This window comes from Synechococcus sp. RedBA-s (genome assembly GCF_024345495.1).
In the GTDB taxonomy this organism is placed as follows: Bacteria; Cyanobacteriota; Cyanobacteriia; order PCC-6307; family Cyanobiaceae; genus Regnicoccus_A.
The window spans coordinates 1-20331 of record NZ_JAGQBF010000038.1 but is presented as its reverse complement, the minus strand read 5'-3'; the positions used below and the strand labels follow the sequence as shown (position 1 = coordinate 20331).

Below are 20331 nucleotides of genomic sequence, written 5' to 3'. Positions count from 1 at the left end.
CCCTTCCCCTTCGCCCCGCCCCCATGACCGACGCTCCGCCCAGCCAGCTGAGGCTGCCGACGCCAGGCTGCTTTGCCGATCCTGATCGCAGCGGCCTTACGGCCGATGGTGTCTTCGACGGGATGACCGAGCACCTGTTTTACACACTGGGCAAGCTCGCCCCCACCGCCAGCCACCACGACCTCTACGTCGCCCTGAGCTATGCGGTGCGCGACCGGCTGATGACTCGCTATCTGGCGGGGATCGAGGCGATCTCGGCCACACCCACCCGCGTGGTGGCCTACCTCTCCGCTGAATTCCTGATCGGCCCCCAGCTGGGCAACAACCTGCTGATGCTCGGCATCCAGGACGAAGCCGCCGAGGCCCTGCGCCGTTTCGGGATCGACTCGCTCGACGAGATCCTCGGGGTGGAGGAGGAACCGGGCCTGGGCAATGGGGGCCTCGGCCGTCTGGCGGCCTGCTACCTGGAATCGCTGGCCAGCCTGGAAATCCCAGCCACCGGCTATGGCATCCGCTACGAGTTCGGGATCTTCGACCAGCTGATCCGTGACGGCTGGCAGGTGGAGATCACCGATAAGTGGCTCAAGAACGGCTGGCCCTGGGAACTGCCCCGCCCCGACCAGTCCTGCTTCGTCGGTTTCGGCGGCCGCACCGAGAGCTACCGCGACACCAACGGGGACTACCGCGTGCGCTGGATCCCCGCCGAACACGCCATCGGCATCCCCCACGATGTGCCGGTGCTGGGCTACCGGGTCAACACCTGCAACCGCCTGCGGCTCTGGCAGGCCGAAGCGTCCGAGAGCTTCGATTTCTACGCCTTCAACATCGGCGACTACTACGGCGCCGTGGAGGAGAAGGTGGGTTCCGAGACCCTCTCAAAGGTGCTCTACCCCAACGACGGCACCGATGAGGGTCGGCGCCTGCGCCTCAAGCAACAGCACTTCTTCGTGAGCTGCTCCCTGCAGGACATGCTGCGCAACCTGGAGCTACGGGACCTGCCGATCACCGACTTCCCGGAGCACTGGTCGGTGCAGCTGAACGACACCCACCCCGCCATCGCCGTGGCCGAGCTGATGCGGCTGCTGATTGATCACAAGCACCTCAGCTGGGATGCCGCCTGGGATATCACCACCCGTTCTCTGGCTTACACCAACCACACGCTTCTGCCCGAAGCCCTGGAGAAATGGGGCCTGGATCTGTTCGACTCGCTGCTGCCGCGGCACCTTGAGCTGATCTTCGAGATCAACCGCCGCTTCCTGCAGATGGTGCGGCTGAAACATCCGGGCAACGACACGATGCTGCGGCGGGTGTCGATCATCGATGAAGGCGACGGCAAGGCTGTGCGGATGGCCCATCTGGCCACCGTGGCCTCCCACCACGTCAACGGTGTGGCGGCCCTGCACAGCGAGCTGGTGCGAACACAGCTCTTCCCTGAATTCGCGTCTCTCTGGCCCGAGAAGTTCACGAACGTCACCAACGGCGTCACCCCGAGGCGTTGGATCGCCCTAGCCAACCCGATGCTGCGGCAGCTGCTCGATGAGGTGATCGGCCAGGACTGGGTGCGCAACCTCGATGACCTGCGCAAGCTGGAGGCCTTCCAGAACGATGCCGGCTTCCTGGAGCGCTGGGGCCAGACCAAGTTGGCGGTGAAGCGTCAGCTGGCCCAGTACATCCACCGCCAGAGCGGCCAACTGGTGGATCACTCCTCGCTGTTCGACGTGCAGGTGAAGCGCATCCACGAATACAAGCGCCAGCACCTGAATGCCCTGCAGGTGATCGCCCAGTACCTGCGCATCAAGAACGGTCTCGGCGACCATCTCGCCCCGCGCACCGTGATCTTCGGCGGCAAGGCAGCACCTGGCTACTACATGGCCAAACTTATTATTCGTTTTATCAACGGCATCGCCGAAACGGTCAACGCCGACCCCGACATGGACGGGCGCCTGCGGGTGGTGTTCCTACCCGACTACAACGTCAGCCTGGGGCAGCGGGTCTATCCCGCTTCTGACCTCTCCGAGCAGATCTCCACCGCCGGCCTGGAGGCCTCCGGCACCGGCAACATGAAATTCGCCATGAACGGCGCACTCACCATCGGCACCCTCGATGGCGCCAACGTGGAGATCCGTGAGCAGGTGGGCGCCGAGAACTTCTTCCTCTTCGGCCACACCACTGACGGCATCGAGGCCCTGCGAGCGGGGGGATACCGCCCCTGGGAGCTGATCCACTCCATCCCGGAACTGCCCGAGGCACTGCAGCTGGTGGAGCAGGGTCACTTCAGCAATGGCGACACGGAGCTGTTCAAGCCCCTGCTGGCGAACCTCACCGGCAAGGATCCCTACTACGTGCTCGCCGATTTCACGGACTACATGCGCGCCCAAGACGCGGTCAGCACCACCTGGGCTGATCGCACCACCTGGAATCGCATGTCACTGCTGAACACAGCGCGCACCGGCTTCTTCAGCAGCGACCGCTCCATCCGTGAGTACGCCAAACGCATCTGGCGGGCGGAGCCGTTCCCAGTGACGATCAGCTGCGAGATCGACTGAGGGAGCGGCCAGACCTCAGGGCCGGTGGTCCGGCAAGTCGGGGGTCTGGTGCAGCAGGCGGTTCAACCGCAGGCGATCGGCATTGAGGGGGTCGGGGGCCAGCTCCCCGGCCACCTCCCGGAATTTCTGCTCCACATCCTCAGGCACCCGCACATCGAAGATGCGCTCCATCAGCGCCTCAATCGAGAACAGGTGGGCGTTGATGTTCTCCAGATCAGCGATCGCCTGTTGCTGGCTCTCCTCCTCGGGAGAGGGCGCCTCACCCACAGGAGCGGAGGCGGCAGCGGCGGTGGGCGGCGGGGAAGGCGCTTCGGCCTCGCCATCACCCTGGGTCTTCTGCAGCTCCTCAAGCACCCGGCCGGCCAGGGTGCGGAACGACTGCAGGGCCGCCCAGTTCAGTTCCTGCTGCTGCCGCAGTGTGGGGTTCTCGCGGATCAATCGGTCGTGTTCCCGATAAAACCGCTGGCAGTCAGGGCATTGGCAGGGCTCTTCGGGCACCGCGCTCCCTTGGTTCCTTGACGTCCATCATGGCATTGGATGTTCGGGGGCGCCGCCCGGACCTCCCGCCGCCTCAGGCCAGGCGGTCGAAGGGGCCCAGGAGGTCCAGCTGGTCGTCGTCGCCGTCCTCAGCGTCATCGCCGTCTTCCTGGATGCTGGGCAGGGGGATTTCGATCGAGCTCACCAGCTGGATCACGTCGCGCAGGCGCATCGAATCGGCAAACCAGCCCATGGCCTGCTCCATGTCGCCCCGTTGCTCCGCCTCCACCGACTGCTCCTGATGCACTTCAGCCAGCAGCGCCAGCCAGCAGAGGCAGCGGGCCTGAACAACGGAAAGGTCGAGTTCATCGGGCTGGCTGCGGGCGATCCGCTCACCCTCCTGCTGAACCAGCAAGCGCAGGCGCAGGTCGTGAAGATCGTTCATGAAGGGGCTACGGCCGCGTCCACGCTAGCCAGGGAGTCCTGTTTGGGAAGGCCACCACCGGTAGCGTTCCCTACCACGTGGGGGACGGGGCTGGCGGGACTCGAACCCACGACCTACGGTTTAGGAAACCGTCGCTCTATCCGGCTGAGCTACAGCCCCAACAGAGCCATTATCCGCCCTGATCCCCACCCGGCCTAAAGTTGGCGCCGAAAGCAGGCGAGGTGGTCGCGATCGAAGGGGTGACGCCGGTTTCGGCTGGTGGCTCCGGCTTCGGTTGAGGAAAGTCCGGGCTCCCCAATGGCCAGGCTTGCTGGGTAACGCCCAGTGCGGGTGACCGTGAGGACAGTGCCACAGAAACACACCGCCGATGGCCTCGGGTTCGCCCGTCGCACAGGCAAGGGTGCAAGGGTGCGGTAAGAGCGCACCAGCAGCATCGAGAGGTGCTGGCTCGGTAAACCCCGGCTGGGAGCAAGGCCCAGGGACAACGGTTGGCCATGACACCCGTCCCGACACAAGTGCGCCGCTTGAGGCCGTCGGTAACGGCGGTCCCAGACAGATGCCCACCCCAGTCCGCTGCGGCGGACTGGAACAGAACCCGGCTTATGTCCTGCTTTCACCCCTTCGGGTCTCCCCAGGGAGGCCCATGGTCCTCCGCGAAGCCCCCGTGCCCCTGAGCGATGAGCGTCGCCGCCGCCTGGTGGAGTTCCTGGGCAGCCTCGGGCTCAGCGGGTTCGGGCCCAACCTCGATCCGATCGAGGAGGCCCTCACCCACAGTTCCGCCGGCCGGCCGCTCAACCACGAGCGCCTGGAGTTTCTAGGCGATGCCGTGCTGCGCCTGGCGGCGGCGGAGTATCTCGAGCGCCATCACAACGCCATGGATGTGGGCCAGCGCTCCGCCCTGCGGGCTCAACTGGTGAGCGATCGCTGGCTGGCGGAGCTGGGGGAGCGCTGCGGTATCGAGGCGATCCTGCACCTGGGCCCGGTGGCGGCAGGGGACCGGGCGGCACGGCAGACCATCCGCGCCGAGATCTGTGAGGCCCTGATCGGCGGGCTCTACGAGGCCACCGGCAGCCTGGAGTCGGTGCACCGCTGGCTCACCCCCCACTGGCAGCGCAGCGCCAGGGAACTGCTGGCCGATCCCTATCGCCACAACTGGAAGACGGGCCTGCAGGAGTGGAGCCAGGGGCAGGGGCTCGGCCTGCCCCACTACCGCAGCGAAGAGCAAAGCCGCCGCCACGGTGACCCGCGCCGCTTCCACTGCTGGGTGGATCTGCAGGACAGGCCGGTGGGCGAAGGATGGGGAGGCTCCCGCCGCGATGCTGAGCAGCAGGCGGCCCGCTCGGCCCTGGAGCAGCGAGAGGTGATCAGCCCGCTTCCAGGGTTTTCAGAGGCATCGTGACCAGCTTGTCCCAGTTGCCGCCTTCGAACAGCACCGCCGCCTGGCTGCCGCTGATGCGTTGCACGAAGCCGCGGTAGCCGTTGTAGATCGAGCGCCCATCACGGACCACCACGGTGGTGCCGGGCAGCACCGGCGCTGCATCTGCTGGAGAGGAATCAGCCGCGGCCATGGCAGTAGCGCAGAAGGTGCCTCCATTATCGAGCCGATCGGTGGCCAGTTGGTCGGTGGCGAGTGGATCGGCAGGATGGGGCGCAGGTGCGCGACGGCTCAGTCGATGGGGAACCAGATGCTGAGCGCAGCGGACGCAGCGGAGGCGTGGCTGGTGGTGGGCAAGGTGGTGGGGGCGCAGGGGCTGCAGGGGGAGCTGAGGGTGCTGCCCCGCACCGATTTCCCGGAACGATTCACCCGGCCCGGTCAGCGCTGGCTGCGCCGGGGCCAGGAGGCCGCCCGGGCCGTGCGACTGCTCTCGGGCCGTCAGTTGCCCGGCCGGGAGCTATTCGTGGTCCGGCTGGAGGGGATCGGCACGCGGGAGGAGGCCGAGGCCCTGGTGCATCAGGAGCTGCTGGTGGAAGCAGGCGATCGCCCCCGCCTGCAGGAGGGGGAGTTCCACCTGCTCGATCTGCAGGGACTGCAGGTGCGCCTGGCACCCCACGGCGAGGTGATCGGCACGGTGGTGGATCTGATCCATGCCGGCAACGACCTGCTGGAGGTGGAACTGTGCGGTGAGCCGGCCCGCCGGGCGCTGATTCCCTTCGTGGAGGCGATCGTGCCTCGGGTGGACATCGCCGGCGGCTGGCTGGAGATCACGCCGCCGCCAGGTCTGCTCGACGGCTGACGCTGGGGCTTGAGCTGGCGCTGGCGCTCCCGGGAGTTCCCCATAGGATTCGGGCCAGCAGTGACTCCATCCAGGAACGACCCGACGATGAGCCCAGCGGTCTCCCTCGTGCCCGTGATCCTCTGCGGCGGCACCGGCACCCGCCTCTGGCCCCTCTCCCGTGCCAGCTATCCCAAGCAGTACTGGCCCCTGGGCGGCAGCGGCGAGGAAACCCTGCTGCAGCAGACCCAGTTGCGGCTCAAGGGGCTCAACCAGCTGAGCGCTCCCCTGCTGATCTGCAACGAGGACCACCGCTTCATCGTGGCCGAGCAGATGCGCCAGATCGGCGTGGAGCCCGGCGCGATCCTGCTGGAACCGCTCGGGCGCAACACGGCCCCCGCCATTGCCGTGGCGGCCCTGCACGCCACCAGCCGGGGGGAGGATCCCCTGCTGTTGGTGCTGGCCGCCGATCACCTCATCAACGACGGCGCCCGCTTTCGCGCCACCGTTGAGGCGGGCCGCGCCGCCGCCGAGGGCGGCCTGCTGGTGGCCTTCGGCATCGTGCCCACCGCTCCGGAAACCGGCTACGGCTACATCGAGGCCGTGGAACCCCTGCCCCAGAGCGCCCCTGGGCTGGGGGAGCGGGCAATCCAGGCCCCCACCCCGATTGCCCGCTTCGTGGAGAAACCCGACGCGGACACGGCGAAGGGCTTTCTGGCCAGTGGCCGCTTCACCTGGAACAGCGGCATGTTCCTGTTCCGCGCCAGCGCCATCCTCGCTGAGCTGGAACGGCTGGCGCCGGAGGTGGTGAGCTGCTGCCGCGCCGCCATCGACCACGACAGCGCCGACCTCGATTTCCTGCGCCTGGAACGGGAATCCTTTGCCAACTGCCCCAATGTCGCCATCGACGTGGCGGTGATGGAGCGCACGGGACTGGGCGCCGTGCTGCCCCTGGAGGCGGGCTGGAGTGACGTGGGCAGCTGGAGTGCCCTCTGGGAAACCGGCGACCGCGATGACGACGGCAATGTGCTGCGCGGACGGGTGATCAGCGAGGGCTCCCGCAACTGCTATTTACGCAGCGAGCACCGGCTGGTGGTGGGTCTGGGGGTGGAGGATCTGGTGGTGGTCGAAACCGATGACGCCGTGCTGGTGGCCCACCGCGACCGCGCCCAGGAAGTCAAGACGATCGTGAACCGGCTCGCCGCCAGCGGCAGCCCCGAGGGCAAGGCCCACCGGCGCATCTACCGCCCCTGGGGCTCCTACGACGGCATCGTCGAGGGCCGCCGCTGGCAGGTCAAGAAGATCATGGTCAACCCCGGCGCCAGCCTCTCGCTGCAGATGCACCACCACCGGGCCGAGCACTGGGTGGTGGTGCAGGGCACGGCCGTGGTGGAGAAGGACGGCGTCGAGGAACTGGTGGGCGAGAACCAGAGCACCTACATCCCGCTGGGGGCCAAACACAGGCTCAGCAATCCCGGCAAGATTCCCGTGGAGATGATCGAGGTTCAGAGCGGCCCCTACCTCGGCGAAGACGACATCGTTCGCTTCGAGGACCGCTACGGGCGCACGGACGTGGGCCTGCCGGTTTGCTGAGGGCTCAGCACCGTGCCGATCAGCTCAGCCCGGGGGAAACCGGCAGCCCGCACCGCCAGCAGGGCCGCTTCGGCCGCCGCCGCCGGCAATGATGCCAGCAGCGGGCCGCAGGTCTGGGGGTCGACCAGCAGCTCACGCAGGGGGGGCGTGAGGGGCTCGGCCTGAACCCTGCCGCTCTCCAGCTCCAGCCAGGCGCTGCGGTTGGCTGGCGCCAGGCTGCTGGCGAACCCCCGCTCCAGCAGCTCCAGCGCCCCCGGGAACACGGGCAGCGCCCCCAGCTTCAGTTCCACCCGCAGGGGCTTGCCCGCTGCCCGCAGCATCTCGCCGAGGTGCCCCAGAAGCCCGAAGCCGGTCACATCGGTGCAGGCGCGGCAGCCATGGGCCGCCAGCAGCTCCACCAGCGGCTGCTGGCTCTGGGCCATCACCTCCAGGGCCCCATCGATCCACTCCGGCTCAGCCGCCGCGGCCATGGCGCCCGCAAAGAGCACGCCGCTGCCGATCGGGCGGCTGATCAGCAGGCGATCACCGACGGCGAGATCGCCCTTGGCCCAGAAGCGGCCCGGCCCGCAGCGGCCGGTCACGCTCAGGGCCAGGCTGAGACCCTCGGCGGTGCTGCGCTGCTCCAGGGTGTGCCCCCCCACCAGCTGGGCAGCGAGGGGATCGAGCACGGAGCGCACCCCGGCCAGGGTCTGCAGCAACCACTCCTCCTGCAGCGCATCCGTTCCCCGCGGCAGGGTCACCAGGGCCTGAACGCTCTCCACCTCGGCGCCGCAGGCCCAGAGATCGGAGCAGGCATGCAGGGCCGTGAGCCGACCGTTCAGCCAGTCGTCGCTTACCAGGGCGGGAAAGCCATCGAGGCTCTGCAGCACCAGGCCGTCCCCAGGGGCAGCGGCGATCACGGCCGCGTCATCAGCCCCGCTCAATCCCAGCCGCCCCAGGGCCCCGCGCAGGGGAGCGGCGCTCAGTTTGGCGGCGCAGCCCCGGCAGGGGCTCTCGCCGGCCATGGGCGCCAGGGCCTGGAAGCGGCTGATGAAGCGGCGGTCGATCCAGGCCTTGCACCACCACAGCCAGCGGGAGGGCCCCAGGCAGAACGGCCCCCACTGGGCCAGAGCCCTCGGCCGGCCATCGACGGCACCGCCATCCCCCAGCAGTTGCAGGGCCCAGCGGGGGGGCTGCCAGCGGCGCAGCGGTTCTGAGCGCAGGCCACGCCGCAGGTTGGCAGCCAGCAGCGGAGCCACCCGCACCGCCCACACGCCGCTGGGGGGGCGCGGCACCGAGCGCACCAAGCCGCAGTCGCCGCAGGCGAACAGGCCGGGATGGCCCTCCACCTCCAGGCTGGCCTCGGTGAAGACGCGGCCCGTGGCGGGATCACAGGGCAGACCGCTGGCCGCCAGCCAGAGCGGGGCCCGGCTGCCCGTGCAGCGCAGCAACGGCCCCGATTCAGCGGCCAGCGCAGCAGTGCCGGGTTCCGGGCTCTTGAGGGGCACACCCGCCGCCGCCAGCATCCGCTCGCCGGCCCGGTTGGCCACGGCCGAGCCCAGGGCAAGGCTGTCGCCGCGCCGCAGCAGCTCCACCCCCAGGCCCCGGGCCTTCAGGGCCAGGGCCACCTCCACCCCAGCGGCGCCGCCACCCAGCACCCGGCAGGGACCGCCGCCGGCCACCAGCAACTCCCACCAGGCCAGGAACGGCTCCAGCGGCTTGATCGCCATCCCACCGCTGCCTGGAGTGATCGCCCCCACATCAAGGCTGAGCCGGTTCCAGCGCAGGGGGGGGCGGCCGGCCAGCTGCAGCTCCCGCCTGCCCAGATCCAGGCCGGTGATCTCGGCCCGCACAAAGCTCACCCCAGCGCGGTCGCAGAGGCGGCGCAGGTCGATGGCGGCCTCGCGGCGGCTGTAGAGCCCGGCGATCAGCCCCGGCACCATGCCGCTGTAGAGCGCGGTGCTGGCCCGGTTCACCAGGGTGATCAGCACCCCCCGTGGCGGACCCTCCATCGCCCAGCGACGCAGCAGCAGAGCATGGCTGTGGCCGCCCCCGGCCAGGATCAGGTGCTGCTGGAGTTCGGGGGTGTCGTCAGTCCCCACGCGGCCCATAGCCCTGGGGATTGGCCCTCTGCCAGGCCCAGCCATCGCGGCAGATGGCCTCGAGATCTCGCTGGGTGCGCCAGGCCAGGCGCCGCTCCGCCAATGACGGATCCGCCACCGTGGCTGCCACATCCCCGAGCCGGCGGGGCACCAGGTCGTAGGGGACAGGGGAGCCGCAGGCCCGCTCGAAGGCCGCCACCACCTCCAGCACCGAATGGCCCCGACCGCTGCCCAGGTTGAGGGTGAGCAGCTGGGGCGGCTCGGCCATCAGCACCTCCAGAGCCACCCGGTGCCCGTCGGCCAGGTCCATCACGTGGATGTAATCGCGCACACCGGTGCCATCGGCGGTGGGCCAGTCGGAGCCGAACACCTGCAGTGACGGCCGCCGCCCCACCGCCACCTGACTCAGGAAGGGGAAGAGGTTGTTGGGAATGCCGCCCGGGTCCTCGCCGATGCGGCCGCTGGGGTGGGCACCGACCGGGTTGAAATAGCGCAAGCGCGCCACCCGCCAGCCTGGCTCACTGGCACAGACATCAGCCAGCATCTGCTCCACAGCCGCCTTGGAGTAGCCGTAGGGATTCACCGGAGCGACCCGGGCGGTTTCGGCGATCGGCACCGACTCCGGGGCGCCGTAGAGGGTGGCGCTGCTGCTGAAGACGATGGTGCGGCAGCCGGCCTGAACCATGGCCGCCAACAGGGCGCGGCTGCCGCTCAGGTTCACGTCCCAGTAGCGCAGGGGGTCCGCCACCGATTCGCCCACGGCCTTGAGGCCGGCAAAATGGACCACGGCCTCGATCGGAGCCGCCGCGAAGGCCTGCGCCAGATCCGCGGGGCTGCGCAGATCCCCTTCGATCAGCTGCAACCGTGGGCCCGCCAGAGGGCCGGCCAGCTCCTGGACACGCTGCAGGGCTTCAGGAGAACTGTTGGAGAAGTCGTCGAGCACCACCAAGCGGTGGCCCGCCTCCAGCAGCACCAGGCAGGTGTGGCTACCGATGAAGCCAGCACCGCCGGTGATCAGCAGCTGGCTCATCCCAGCCTCAGATCAAAAGTGCGCAGACCGTCTGCCGGGGCGGGCCATGGTTCGGCTTTAGGGATCCAGTCGAGGTTGGTCTCCGGGGCGTCGCCCTCCGCGACCCCGTCGCCCTCCTGGGCCAGGGCGACAGGTTCGAAAGCGATCCGATCGGAGCCCTCGGCGCCCAGATCAAAGCGGGCCACCGCCGCCGCCGGGCCGTTGATCTCCAGCCGCAGCGGCAGGTGGGGATCGATGCAGGGATGCAGGGAGGGATAGAGGCGGCTGTGGCGGTAGCGCAGGCCGAGCCAGCCGTCGCCCAGGGGCAGCTCCCGGCCGTTCAAACGCAGCGCACAGGTCTGGAGGAAGGCCGGGTTGGCCGTCAGCTCCAGGCGCTGCAGGGAACTGTCGACAAAGCGGCTGGTGTTGCCTCCCTGCACAGGGGTGTCACAGAGCAGGGGCCAGGGCTCCAGCGCGCGGCGGATCTCCAGCCGTGCCTCGCCCTGCTCCCAGCTCAGCAGCAGGGGGAAGCGCCACTCCCAGATCGCGCGGTAGGGCTCTGGCTCCAGCACCAGCCCATCGCGGGCCAGTAGATCCAGCACCACCTGAAGGTTGGACCAGATGGCCTGGGGCAGCTGCATCGCATCGTGAAGCCGCTCCCCGAAGGGCTCGAGCCGGGTGGGGCGGTGGGCGGGGTCGAGCAGGTGGGCGGCCAGGGCGCTCCAGAGCAGGGCGATGGCGGCGGTCCAGTCGGGATCGGGCAGGGTTTCGATCGCCCGGAACTCGATCAGGCCCTGGCAGCCGGCCGCCCAGGCGGGGTTCCAGAACTTGTCGAAGCTGATCTCGCTGCGGTGGGTGTTGCCGCTGCGGTCGGCATGGAGGTGGCGCAGGGTTTCGCTGATCAAGATGCGCTGGTCACCCTCGGGCAGGGTTTCGATCGCCCGGTGGGCCAGCAGCAGATCCAGGGCACTGGCGCTGCCTTCATCCAGGCGGGGGGCCTGGGAGGCCGGCCCGACGGAACTGTTGCCGAACAGGTAGGAGAGGCTGGGGTGCCGCTGCCAGAAGCGCAGGATCGCCACCAGCCAGGCCGGCCGTGAGAAGAAGGGGTTGGTCTCGAGACTGGGGCCTCCCCAGAGCAGGTGATTGCCACCGCCTGTGCCCTCCTGGCGCTCCCCCACCTGCTTCCAGCTGCGCAGCCCCACCGCTTCCGAGGCCTCGGCGAGGGTGCGGATCCAGAAGTTGTAGTCGGACCAGCCGTGGCAGACCGGCAGATTCACCTCCAGCACGCCGGGATCAGCCGTCAGGCCCAGCACATGCCAGTGGCCATCAAGGTCGGAGGGGAGCACCCCGCTGAGTTCAGGCTGGCTCCAGCCGGCACTGGCTTCGGCAATCAGATGGAGCAGCTGCTCCAGCGGCTCCCGGGGCAGGGGCGGCAGGAAGAGGTTCCAACCGCGGGGGCTCACTTCCAGGGTGAGCACCTGGCGCAGCACCCCCTCGGGGAAGTGCTGCAGGGGCAGCCTCAGCCCGGCCGGGCCACTGGCGGGCAGCAGCTCGCGCAAGGGCTTGGCCAGGGGCCAGCGGGCGGCCTGCCAGCCCTCAGGCAGATCGGGTTCGGCCTCCGTCGGGGTGCTGTGGGAGAGGGGGACGGCCCAGATCTTGGAGCTGGGATCAAGGGGATCCTTGAGCCGCAAGGGGTGCACCTCATGGCCGAGGGCCTTGCCGATGCCATGGAGAAAATCCTCCGCCCGCTTGGCCGGCAAGGGAGAGGGAGCGGCCTGATCGGCCGGGGATGTGGCTGGCGCCTGCTGGGGCCAGGGCACCAGGGGAGTGCCATCGAGGCCCGTGATCAGCCGCAGCGCCCAGCGGGGGTTGACCTCGCCGTCGTAACGCTTGCCCGGGCAGTACATCAGGGTGCTGCCGGGCCAGACCCGCCGCTGCAGTTCGGCGGCCAGTCGGCGCGCGTAGCGCAGCTTGGTGGGGCCATCGGCCGCCACCGACCACTCGGCCCCCTCCGGGTCGAGTGGCACCACCGTGGGCTCACCGCCGAGGGTGAGCTGGATGCCCTTAGCAATCAGTCGCCGCTCCGCCTCTGCGGCGGTGACGGCCATCCAGCCGGGTTGCGCTGAAGCGGGCCGGATCGGCTCAGTGACCAGCATCGACTCAGCGCCTGCCCGGCTGGGCCGAGGGCAGCACCGTGCAGGCGTTGATGGGCATCGACTCCACATTCCAGATCCGCTCTGCATAGTCGCGGATCGAGCGGTCGCTGCTGAAGAACCCGCAACGGGCTGAATTGAGCAGCGACATGCGGCTCCAGCCCACAGCATCCACCCAGGCGGCATCCACGGCGTTGTGGGCCTTGCGGTAGCCACCGATGTCGGCCATGACCCGGTAGGGATCACTGCCGCAGAGGTTGGCCAGCAAGGGGTGGAAGAGGTCGCGATCACCTTCGCTGAAATGACCCGAGCCGATCAGGTCGATGGCCTCACGGGCAATCGGATCGTTCTCCAACCAGGGCATCGGGTGGTAGCCGCCCCTGTTGATTACCTCCAGCTGTTCGGCGGTGTGGCCGAACAGGAAGAAGTTGTCGTGGCCCACGAGATCCCTGATCTCGATGTTGGCGCCATCAAGGGTGCCGATGGTGACGGCGCCGTTGAGGGCCATCTTCATGTTGCCGGTGCCGGAGGCCTCCAGGCCTGCGGTGGAGATCTGCTCGGAGAGGTCAACGGCCGGGTAGACCTTCTGGCCGAGGCTGACGCTGAAGTTGGGCAGGAACACCACCCTCAGGCGCCCGTCCATGGCGGGATCCATGTTGACGATCTCGGCGATGCCGCCGATCAGGCGAATGATCAGCTTGGCCATGGCGTAGCCCGGCGCCGCCTTGCCGCCGAAGATGAAGGTGCGCGGCGGCAGGTCTTCGCCATTGCGGATGCGCAGATAGCGCTCGACGATCTGCAGGGCCGCCAGGTGCTGGCGCTTGTACTCGTGGATGCGCTTCACCTGCACATCGAAGAGGGAGGCCGGGTCCACCAGCACGCCCAGTTGCTGGTGGATCAGGTTGGAGAGGCGCTGCTTGTTCAGATCGCGAACGCCGCGCCAACGCTCCAGGAAGGCCCCATCGTCGGCGTAGGACTCCAGGCGCGAGAGTTCGCCCAGGTCGCGGCGCCAGGTGCTGCCGATGGTGTCATCGAGCAGGCCCGAGAGCGACGGGTTGGCCACGGCGATCCAGCGCCGTGGGGTGACGCCGTTGGTGACGTTCGTGAACTTCTCGGGCCACAGCTCCACGAAGGGGGCGAACAGGTCCTTGCGCACCAGCCTGCTGTGCAGCTCGGCCACGCCATTGACCCGGTGGCTGCCCACCACCGCCAGATTCGCCATGCGCACCTTGCGCTGGGGCCCCTCCTGAATCAGCGACATGCGCTCCAGCAGGGCCGGCTGGCCGGGGTTGCGGATGCGCACCATGCGCAGGAAGCGGGTGTTGATCTCGTAGATGATCTCCAGCTGGCGCGGCAGCAACTGCTCGAACAGGTCGACACCCCAGGTCTCGAGGGCCTCCGGCAGCAGCGTGTGGTTGGTGTAGCTGACGCAGGCGGTGGTGATCGACCAGGCGGTGTCCCAGTCGACGCCGTGCTCATCGATCAGCAAGCGCATCAGCTCGGCCACGGCAATGGCCGGGTGGGTGTCGTTGAGCTGAACGGCGAATTTGGTGTGGAACTCCGTGACCGGCAACCCCTGCCCCTTGAGGATGCGGAACATGTCCTGCAGGGAGCAGCTCACGAAGAAGATCTGCTGACTGAGGCGCAGTTGCTTGCCCTGGCTGGTCTCGTCATTCGGATAGAGCACCTTCGAGAGGGTTTCCGAATTGATCTTCTGCAGCACCGCCCGGGTGTAGTCACCGGCATTGAAGGAGGCGAAATCGAAGGCTTCCGGCGCCTGGGCCGACCACAGCCTCAGGGTGTTGGCGGTGTGGACGCCGTAGCCCAGGATCGGGGTGTCGTAGGCCACGCCGATCACCGTGTGGACGCCGATGACCACCGGGTAGGACCACTCCGGGCGTATCACCTCCCAGGGGTTGCCCTGGGCCAGCCAGGGATCGGTGCTCTCCACCTGGCTGCCCCGCACGATCTGCTGGCGGAAGATGCCGAATTCGTAGCGGATGCCATAGCCGATCGCCGGCAGTTCAAGGCTGGCCATCGATTCCTGGAAACAGGCCGCCAACCGACCCAGACCACCGTTGCCCAGGCCGGGCTCGGGCTCTTCGGCAATCAGCTGCATCAGGTCGAGACCCAGCTCATCGCAGGCCTCCTGGGCGACGTCGCGCAGGCCCAGGTTCACCAGGTTGTTCTCCAAGTGCGGGCCGAGCAGATACTCAGCCGAGAGGTACGACACCGTGCGCACCCCGCTCTGGGTGTAGGCCTCGGCGGTGTCGACCCAATTCTGCAGCAGCTGATCGCGCACCGCCATCGCCAGGGCGCGGTAGTAATCGTGGCTGGTGGCCAGCGAGGGGGACTTGGCCTGGGTGAAGAACAGATGCCGGCGCATCGCCTCGGCCAAGGCGTGACCATCCAGGGATGGCGACGTGCCGAGGTCGGTGGGAGGGACGGTACTGGCTGCCATGGAGGCGGATTGAATCAACTTCTCCCTTCATGCTGCGGGAGCACACCCCATCGCTGCTGGAACGGTTACCGATTCAGGTTCATTCCAGGTTCCCTGAAGGATCGCCTCAGAAGTGCAGGAGGTTGGGAACGGTGTGCTCCTCGCTGAGCAACTCAGCCGCGATCGACCATTGCATCTCGCTGCTGACCCCCGCCGGACCGCTGAAAGTGCCCATCACGGCCGCGGCCAGGTTGGGCTTCGAGGAGGTGGCCAGGGGGATGTAGCGATCGTCGATGGCCCCCATGCCACTGGGATCGAAGCCCCGCCAGCCGGCCCCCGGCAGGTACACCTCGGCCCAGGCGTGCAGGTCGTAGCGCTCGGGCCTGGGCTCCACCAGGTGGTAGCCGCTGACGAAGCGGGCCGGCAGCCCCACGCAGCGGCAGGCCTCGATCATCAGCACCGCCAGATCGCGGCAGGAGCCCACCCGTTCCTTGAGGGTGCGGCCGGCGGGCCAGGCCGGCCCCACGTGCCGCTGGGTGTACTTGACCCGGTCCTGGATCATCTCCACCAGCTGGTCGAGGAACATCAGCGCCCGTTGGTCGCTGCCCATCAGGGCCTCCTGCGCCAGTTCCACGGCGGCGGGATCGTGCTGGCCGTTCGGCAGCCAGCCCTCGAGGCTGCCCTGCAGATCGCCGTTGAGCAGGCCCTTGGGATAAGGCAGCGAGGGCTCATTTTCCTCCAGGTACACCTGCAGCAGGGGCGGCACCTGGGTCTCCACCTCGCACTGGGAGCGGATGTCCAGGGCATCGGTGGCCCCACTGAAGCGTGCCCGCAGGATGTCGTCGCCACTGGCGGCCACCAGCGCGTGCAGGCGATGGGGATCGGGGGAGAGGTAGAGATCGAAGCTGAGCAGACGCTGGAAGCCGTGGGCCCTGGGCTTCAGGCAGATGCGGTGCGGACCCAGCTGAACGGGAGCTGTGTAGCGGTAACTGAGGGTGTGGGTTACGCGGGCGCGCATGCCGGGGGTACAGGAGCTGTGGTGCTGGGGGAAGGGAAGGGGAGGGCGCCGCTCGCGTCGCTGTCGTCCGGCTCCGGCTGGGGCGAAGCCACCACGAAGTAGTTGGTTTCGATCAGGGCGTGCAGGCGGTTGAGATCGCCCTGGAAACGGTCGACGGCCTCATGCAGCCCCTGGGAGATCAGCTCGTCGATGCGCACGTAGCTCCAGGTGGCCAGCATGCGCCCCGTGAGGCATTCCAGGTCGTCGGGGGGGCCGGGCACCGGGTTGCCGCGGATCACCCGCATCGCCTTGCTCAGTCCCTCCAGGCAGTAGCGCACCGAACGGGGAAAGATGGGGTCGAGCAGCAAGAACTCGGCCACGGCCCGGGGGGTGATGCCCTGTTGCTGCGACTGCCGGAACATCTGGTAGGCCCCGGCAGAGCGCAGCAGCGAGATCCACTGCAGTTCATCCAGCACGCCCCCCACCTCCTCGGGGCTGGGCAGCAGCAGGTAGTATTTGACGTCGAGGATGCGGCTGGTCTTGTCGGCCCGCTCCACCAGCCGGCCCAGCTTGCTGAACTGCCAGGAAAGGTCGCGGCTCAAGGTGGCGTCAGTGATGCCGTAGAAAAGCTGACAGGCCTTGCGCACCTCGTGGAGCTGTTCCTGGCTGGGCAAACGCCAGAACTGATCACTCTCGAGCAGGGTGAGATGGAGGTCGTTGAGCTGCTCCCACATCTCGGTGGTGATCACCTCGCGGATCTGGCGGGCGTTCTCCCTGGCGGCGTCAACGCAGTTGACGATGCTGCTGGGATTCTCAGGCTCCTGAACCAGGAAGCGCACCACCTCTTCGGGGCCGCCGCCGGGGAAAATCTTGTCGAAGAGTTCACGGTCGCCGCTGGCGTCGATCAGGGGCAGCCAGGGCTCGGCACTGCCGGGGGGGCAATCGAGGGCCATGGCCTCGCTCACCTCAAGGAAGCGGGAGATGTTCTCCGCCCGCTCCACATAGCGGTTGATCCAGTAGAGCGATTCGGCGACGCGACTCAGCATGAGCTCTCATCCACGATCCAGGTGTCCTTGCAACCCCCGCCCTGGGAGGAGTTCACCACCAGGGAGCCCCGGCGCAGCGCCACGCGGGTGAGCCCACCGGGGCTCACCCAGGCACCCTTGCCCCGCAGCACGTAGGGGCGCAGATCCACGTGACAGGGATAGAGCTCACCTTCACTGAGGGAGGGCACGGTGGAGAGCTCCAGGGTGGGCTGGGCGATGAAATTGCGGGGATCCGCCTGGATCTTCTCGGCGAAGGAGAGGATCTCGGCCTGGTCGGCATGGGGGCCGATCAGCATGCCGTAACCCCCGGCCTCCGCCACCGACTTGACCACCAGCTCGCTGAGGTGGGCGAGCACATAGGCCTGGTCGTCGGGCCGCGAGCAGATGTAGGTGGGCACGTTCTCGATGATCGGCTCCTCCCCCAGGTAGTAGCGGATCATCTCCGGCACGTAGGCGTAAATCAGCTTGTCGTCGGCCACACCGGTGCCGGGGGCGTTGGCGATCGCCACCCGCCCGGCCCGATAGGCCTCCATCAGCCCGCGCACCCCCAGCATCGAGTCGGGGCGGAACACAGCTGGATCAAGGAAATCGTCGTCGATGCGGCGGTAGATCACATCCACCGGCTCGAGCCCGGAGGTGCTGCGCATCCACACCCGGTTGCCTTCGCAGACCAGATCACGACCCTCCACCAGCTGGATGCCCATCTGCTGGGCCAAGTAGCTGTGCTCGAAATAGGCGCTGTTGAACACGCCGGGGGTGAGCAGCACCACCTTGGGGGTGTCGGTCCAGGGGGCCAGGTCACGCAAGGTCTGCAGCAGGTGCGACGGGTAGTCGTCGATGGGCTGCACCGTGCGACCGGCAAAGAGGCTGGGGAACATCCGCTTCATCACGCGGCGGTTCTCGAGGAAGTAGGCCACCCCCGAGGGGCAGCGCAGGTTGTCCTCCAGCACCCGCCAGGTGCCCTGGCCATCGCGGATCAGATCGAGCCCGGAAATATGGCACCAGCGGCCCAGGGGCGGCTTGAACCCCTGCATCTGGGGACGCCAACCCTGGGAGGTTTCCAGGTCCTCGCGGGGCACAACCCCATCGTTGAGGATTTTCTGATCGCCGTAGACATCGCCCAGGAAGCTATCGATCGCCTCCAGCCGCTGAACCAGGCCCAGCTCCAGCCGCTGCCATTCGCCCGAGCGGATCAGACGCGGCAGGGGATCGAAGGGAAGGATGCGCTCACCGCCCCGCTCACCGGAGCCGTTGAGGCGGAAGGTGGCCCCGAGGCGCTTGAGCAGCATGCCGGCGGCGGCATGGTTGCGGTTGATCTCCTCGATCCCCAGCTGACCGAGGGACGAGAGCAGCGGACTCAGGGCCGAGCGCGGCTCGGAAGCGGCGCTGAAATACTCGTCGTAACCCTTGCTCGGCTTGTAGTCGGTGAACATCGAGGGGGGCGTGGCCATGGCTTGATCATGGACAGCGGCATTGACAACTCTGGTGGTGATCGCTACCGATTGCCCCTGGGTTGAGCTGGATCGATCCAGATCGACACCCGGCCCTCAGACCATGCCAGCGGCCCTCAGAGCAGGAAGTAGAGCTGCGCCATCGGCAACACCTCCGCCGGCTCACAGGTGAGCAGTTCGCCATCGGCGAAGACTTCATAGGTCTGGGGATCCACCTCCACCTTGGGCAGGGCGCTGTTGTTGCGCATCTGGGCCTTGCCGATGCCGCGGGTGTGCACCACCGGCACGCAGGGCCGCTTCAGGCCCAGCTTGCGCGGCAGGTCGTCGTCGAGGGCCGCCTGGCTCAGGAAGGTGAGGCAGCTGGGGGCGAGGGCACCGCCGTAAGCCGCGAACATGGGCCGGCCATGCACGGGTCCGGGGGTGGGGATCGAAGCGTTGGCATCGCCCATCTGGGCCCAGACGATCGAGCCGCCCTTGATCACCAGCTCCGGCTTGACACCGAAAAAGCCGGGCTTCCAGAGCACCAGATCGGCCAGCTTGCCCACCTCCACCGAGCCGATCTGGCTATCGAGGCCGTGGGCGATCGCCGGGTTGATTGTGACCTTGGCGATGTAGCGCTTGAGGCGCACGTTGTCATTGCGGCCGGCCCCGGGCCCGGCGCTGTCCTGCGGCAGGCTGCCGCGCTGCACCTTCATCTTGTGGGCGGTCTGGAAGGTGCGGGTGATCACCTCGCCCACCCGGCCCATGGCCTGGGAGTCGCTGGCGATGATCGAGAACGCGCCCAGGTCATGGAGGATGTCCTCGGCGGCGATCGTCTCGCGGCGAATACGCGATTCAGCGAAGGCCACATCCTCGGGGATGGCCGCATCGAGGTGATGACACACCATCAGCATGTCGAGGTGCTCCTCGAGCGTGTTGCGGGTGTAGGGGCGGGTGGGGTTGGTGGAGCTGGGCAGCACGTTGGCCTCGCCGCAGATCCGGATGATGTCTGGGGCGTGGCCGCCGCCAGCACCCTCGGTGTGGAAGGTGTGGATGGTGCGACCGCCGATCGCCCGGATCGTGTCCTCGACGAAACCCGCCTCGTTGAGGGTGTCGGAGTGGATGCAGACCTGCACGTCGAACCGATCGGCCACGGTCAGGCAGCAATCGATCGCCGCCGGGGTGGTGCCCCAGTCTTCGTGGAGCTTGAGGCCGCAGGCTCCGGCGCGGATCTGCTCCTCAAGCGCTTCGGGGGTGCTGGCGTTGCCCTTGCCGTAGAAGCCCAGGTTCACCGGCAGCCCCTCGGCGGCCTGGAGCATGCGGGCCAGGTGGAAGGCGCCGGGGGTGCAGGTGGTGGCGTTGGTGCCGGTGGCCGGGCCGGTGCCGCCGCCCAGCAGGGTGGTGACGCCACTGGCGATGGCGGTCTCGATCTGCTGCGGGCAGATGAAGTGGATGTGGGTGTCGATGGCACCGGCGGTGAGGATGTGACCCTCGCCGGCGATCGCCTCGGTGCCCGGGCCCACCACGATCGTCACCCCATCGGTGATGTCGGGGTTGCCGGCCTTGCCGATGGCGCAGATGCGGCCGTCGCGCAGGCCCACATCGGCCTTGACGATCCCCCACCAATCGAGGATCAGGGCATTGGTGATCACCGTGTCCACGGCGCCGTCGGCGCGGGAGGTCTGGGCCTGGCCCATGCCGTCGCGGATCACCTTGCCGCCGCCGAACTTCACCTCCTCGCCGTAGCTGGTGAAGTCGTCCTCCACCTCCAGGATCAGTTCGGTGTCGGCCAGCCGCAGCCGGTCGCCGGTGGTGGGGCCGTAGGTCTCGGCATAGGCCCGGCGGTCCATCCGATAGGGCATGGCTGGTGCGGGGGCAAAGGAACGGGGGATGGGCAGGGC

General features: G+C 68.1%; 15 protein-coding genes, 1 tRNA gene and 1 other RNA gene. 5 read left to right on the top strand and 12 right to left on the bottom strand.

All coding sequences use genetic code 11. The annotated features are described in order from the left end of the window. The first annotated feature begins 23 nt into the window (after positions 1 to 23). Positions 24 to 2546, top strand: coding sequence for a glycogen/starch/alpha-glucan phosphorylase (locus KBY67_RS13020; RefSeq protein WP_255111495.1), 2523 nt, complete (start codon positions 24 to 26; stop codon positions 2544 to 2546). A 15-nt stretch (positions 2547 to 2561) separates the two neighbouring features. On the opposite strand, the gene KBY67_RS13015 is transcribed toward KBY67_RS13020, so the two are convergent. The 3 genes from KBY67_RS13015 to KBY67_RS13005 all read right to left on the bottom strand — a co-directional run bounded on the left by KBY67_RS13015 (position 2562) and on the right by KBY67_RS13005 (position 3627). Beyond that, on the bottom strand, positions 2562 to 3044 hold the full coding sequence (locus KBY67_RS13015; RefSeq protein ID WP_255111494.1) for a hypothetical protein: 483 nt from the start codon (positions 3042 to 3044) through the stop codon (positions 2562 to 2564). 73 nt (positions 3045 to 3117) lie between these two features. Continuing rightward, on the bottom strand, positions 3118 to 3468 hold the full coding sequence (locus KBY67_RS13010; RefSeq protein WP_255111492.1) for a hypothetical protein: 351 nt from the start codon (positions 3466 to 3468) through the stop codon (positions 3118 to 3120). A gap of 85 nt (positions 3469 to 3553) precedes the next feature. Next, positions 3554 to 3627, bottom strand: a tRNA-Arg gene (locus KBY67_RS13005). 49 nt (positions 3628 to 3676) lie between these two features. Here KBY67_RS13005 and rnpB point away from each other — a divergent pair. Together rnpB and rnc are read left to right on the top strand one after the other, a co-directional pair. Beyond that, positions 3677 to 4087: RNase P RNA component class A (rnpB, locus tag KBY67_RS13000), an RNA gene on the top strand. Positions 4088 to 4111: 24 nt separating this feature from the next. Then, a complete protein-coding gene (gene rnc, locus KBY67_RS12995) occupies positions 4112 to 4867 on the top strand; it encodes a ribonuclease III (RefSeq protein ID WP_255111490.1) in 756 nt (251 codons plus the stop codon). Here the strand turns inward: rnc and KBY67_RS12990 are convergent. After that, the gene (locus KBY67_RS12990) at positions 4833 to 5036 is read right to left on the bottom strand and encodes an NAD(P)H dehydrogenase subunit NdhS (RefSeq protein WP_255111489.1); all 204 of its coding nucleotides are present in this window, start codon (positions 5034 to 5036) and stop codon (positions 4833 to 4835) included. The two genes, rnc and KBY67_RS12990, sit on opposite strands and share 35 nt — an antisense overlap. Positions 5037 to 5153: 117 nt before the next feature. Between KBY67_RS12990 and rimM the strand changes: the two genes are divergently transcribed. Together rimM and KBY67_RS12980 are read left to right on the top strand one after the other, a co-directional pair. Then, on the top strand, positions 5154 to 5702 hold the full coding sequence (gene rimM / locus KBY67_RS12985) for a ribosome maturation factor RimM (RefSeq protein ID WP_255111487.1): 549 nt from the start codon (positions 5154 to 5156) through the stop codon (positions 5700 to 5702). Between the two features lie 87 nt (positions 5703 to 5789). Beyond that, complete coding sequence (locus KBY67_RS12980; RefSeq protein WP_255111486.1) at positions 5790 to 7274, top strand: mannose-1-phosphate guanylyltransferase/mannose-6-phosphate isomerase; 1485 nt, start codon at positions 5790 to 5792, stop codon at positions 7272 to 7274. Here KBY67_RS12980 and selD read toward each other — a convergent pair. The 8 genes from selD to ureC all read right to left on the bottom strand — a co-directional run bounded on the left by selD (position 7238) and on the right by ureC (position 20292). After that, positions 7238 to 9364: a selenide, water dikinase SelD gene (gene selD, locus KBY67_RS12975; protein ID WP_255111485.1), complete on the bottom strand. Its 2127-nt coding sequence runs from the start codon at positions 9362 to 9364 to the stop codon at positions 7238 to 7240. The genes KBY67_RS12980 and selD overlap by 37 nt on opposite strands. Further along, positions 9345 to 10385 carry a UDP-glucose 4-epimerase GalE gene (gene galE, locus KBY67_RS12970; protein ID WP_255111484.1) on the bottom strand — a complete coding sequence of 347 codons (1041 nt, stop codon included), beginning with the start codon at positions 10383 to 10385 and terminating at the stop codon, positions 9345 to 9347. The genes selD and galE overlap by 20 nt, the downstream gene beginning before the upstream one ends. After that, on the bottom strand, positions 10382 to 12520 hold the full coding sequence (locus KBY67_RS12965; RefSeq protein WP_255111482.1) for a transglutaminase family protein: 2139 nt from the start codon (positions 12518 to 12520) through the stop codon (positions 10382 to 10384). Before KBY67_RS12965 ends, galE begins: the two co-directional genes overlap by 4 nt. A gap of 4 nt (positions 12521 to 12524) precedes the next feature. Continuing rightward, the gene (locus KBY67_RS12960) at positions 12525 to 14978 is read right to left on the bottom strand and encodes a glycogen/starch/alpha-glucan phosphorylase (RefSeq protein ID WP_255111481.1); all 2454 of its coding nucleotides are present in this window, start codon (positions 14976 to 14978) and stop codon (positions 12525 to 12527) included. Positions 14979 to 15084: 106 nt separating this feature from the next. Further along, positions 15085 to 15975 carry a transglutaminase family protein gene (locus KBY67_RS12955; RefSeq protein WP_255111480.1) on the bottom strand — a complete coding sequence of 297 codons (891 nt, stop codon included), beginning with the start codon at positions 15973 to 15975 and terminating at the stop codon, positions 15085 to 15087. Next, entirely contained in the window at positions 15960 to 17000 is a 1041-nt protein-coding gene (locus tag KBY67_RS12950) for an alpha-E domain-containing protein (protein ID WP_255111479.1), read from the bottom strand. The genes KBY67_RS12955 and KBY67_RS12950 overlap by 16 nt, the downstream gene beginning before the upstream one ends. Continuing rightward, complete coding sequence (locus KBY67_RS12945; RefSeq protein WP_255111498.1) at positions 16994 to 18433, bottom strand: circularly permuted type 2 ATP-grasp protein; 1440 nt, start codon at positions 18431 to 18433, stop codon at positions 16994 to 16996. Before KBY67_RS12945 ends, KBY67_RS12950 begins: the two co-directional genes overlap by 7 nt. Before the next feature lie 134 nt (positions 18434 to 18567). Then, the gene (gene ureC / locus KBY67_RS12940; RefSeq protein ID WP_255111497.1) at positions 18568 to 20292 is read right to left on the bottom strand and encodes an urease subunit alpha; all 1725 of its coding nucleotides are present in this window, start codon (positions 20290 to 20292) and stop codon (positions 18568 to 18570) included. Positions 20293 to 20331 lie beyond the last annotated feature (39 nt).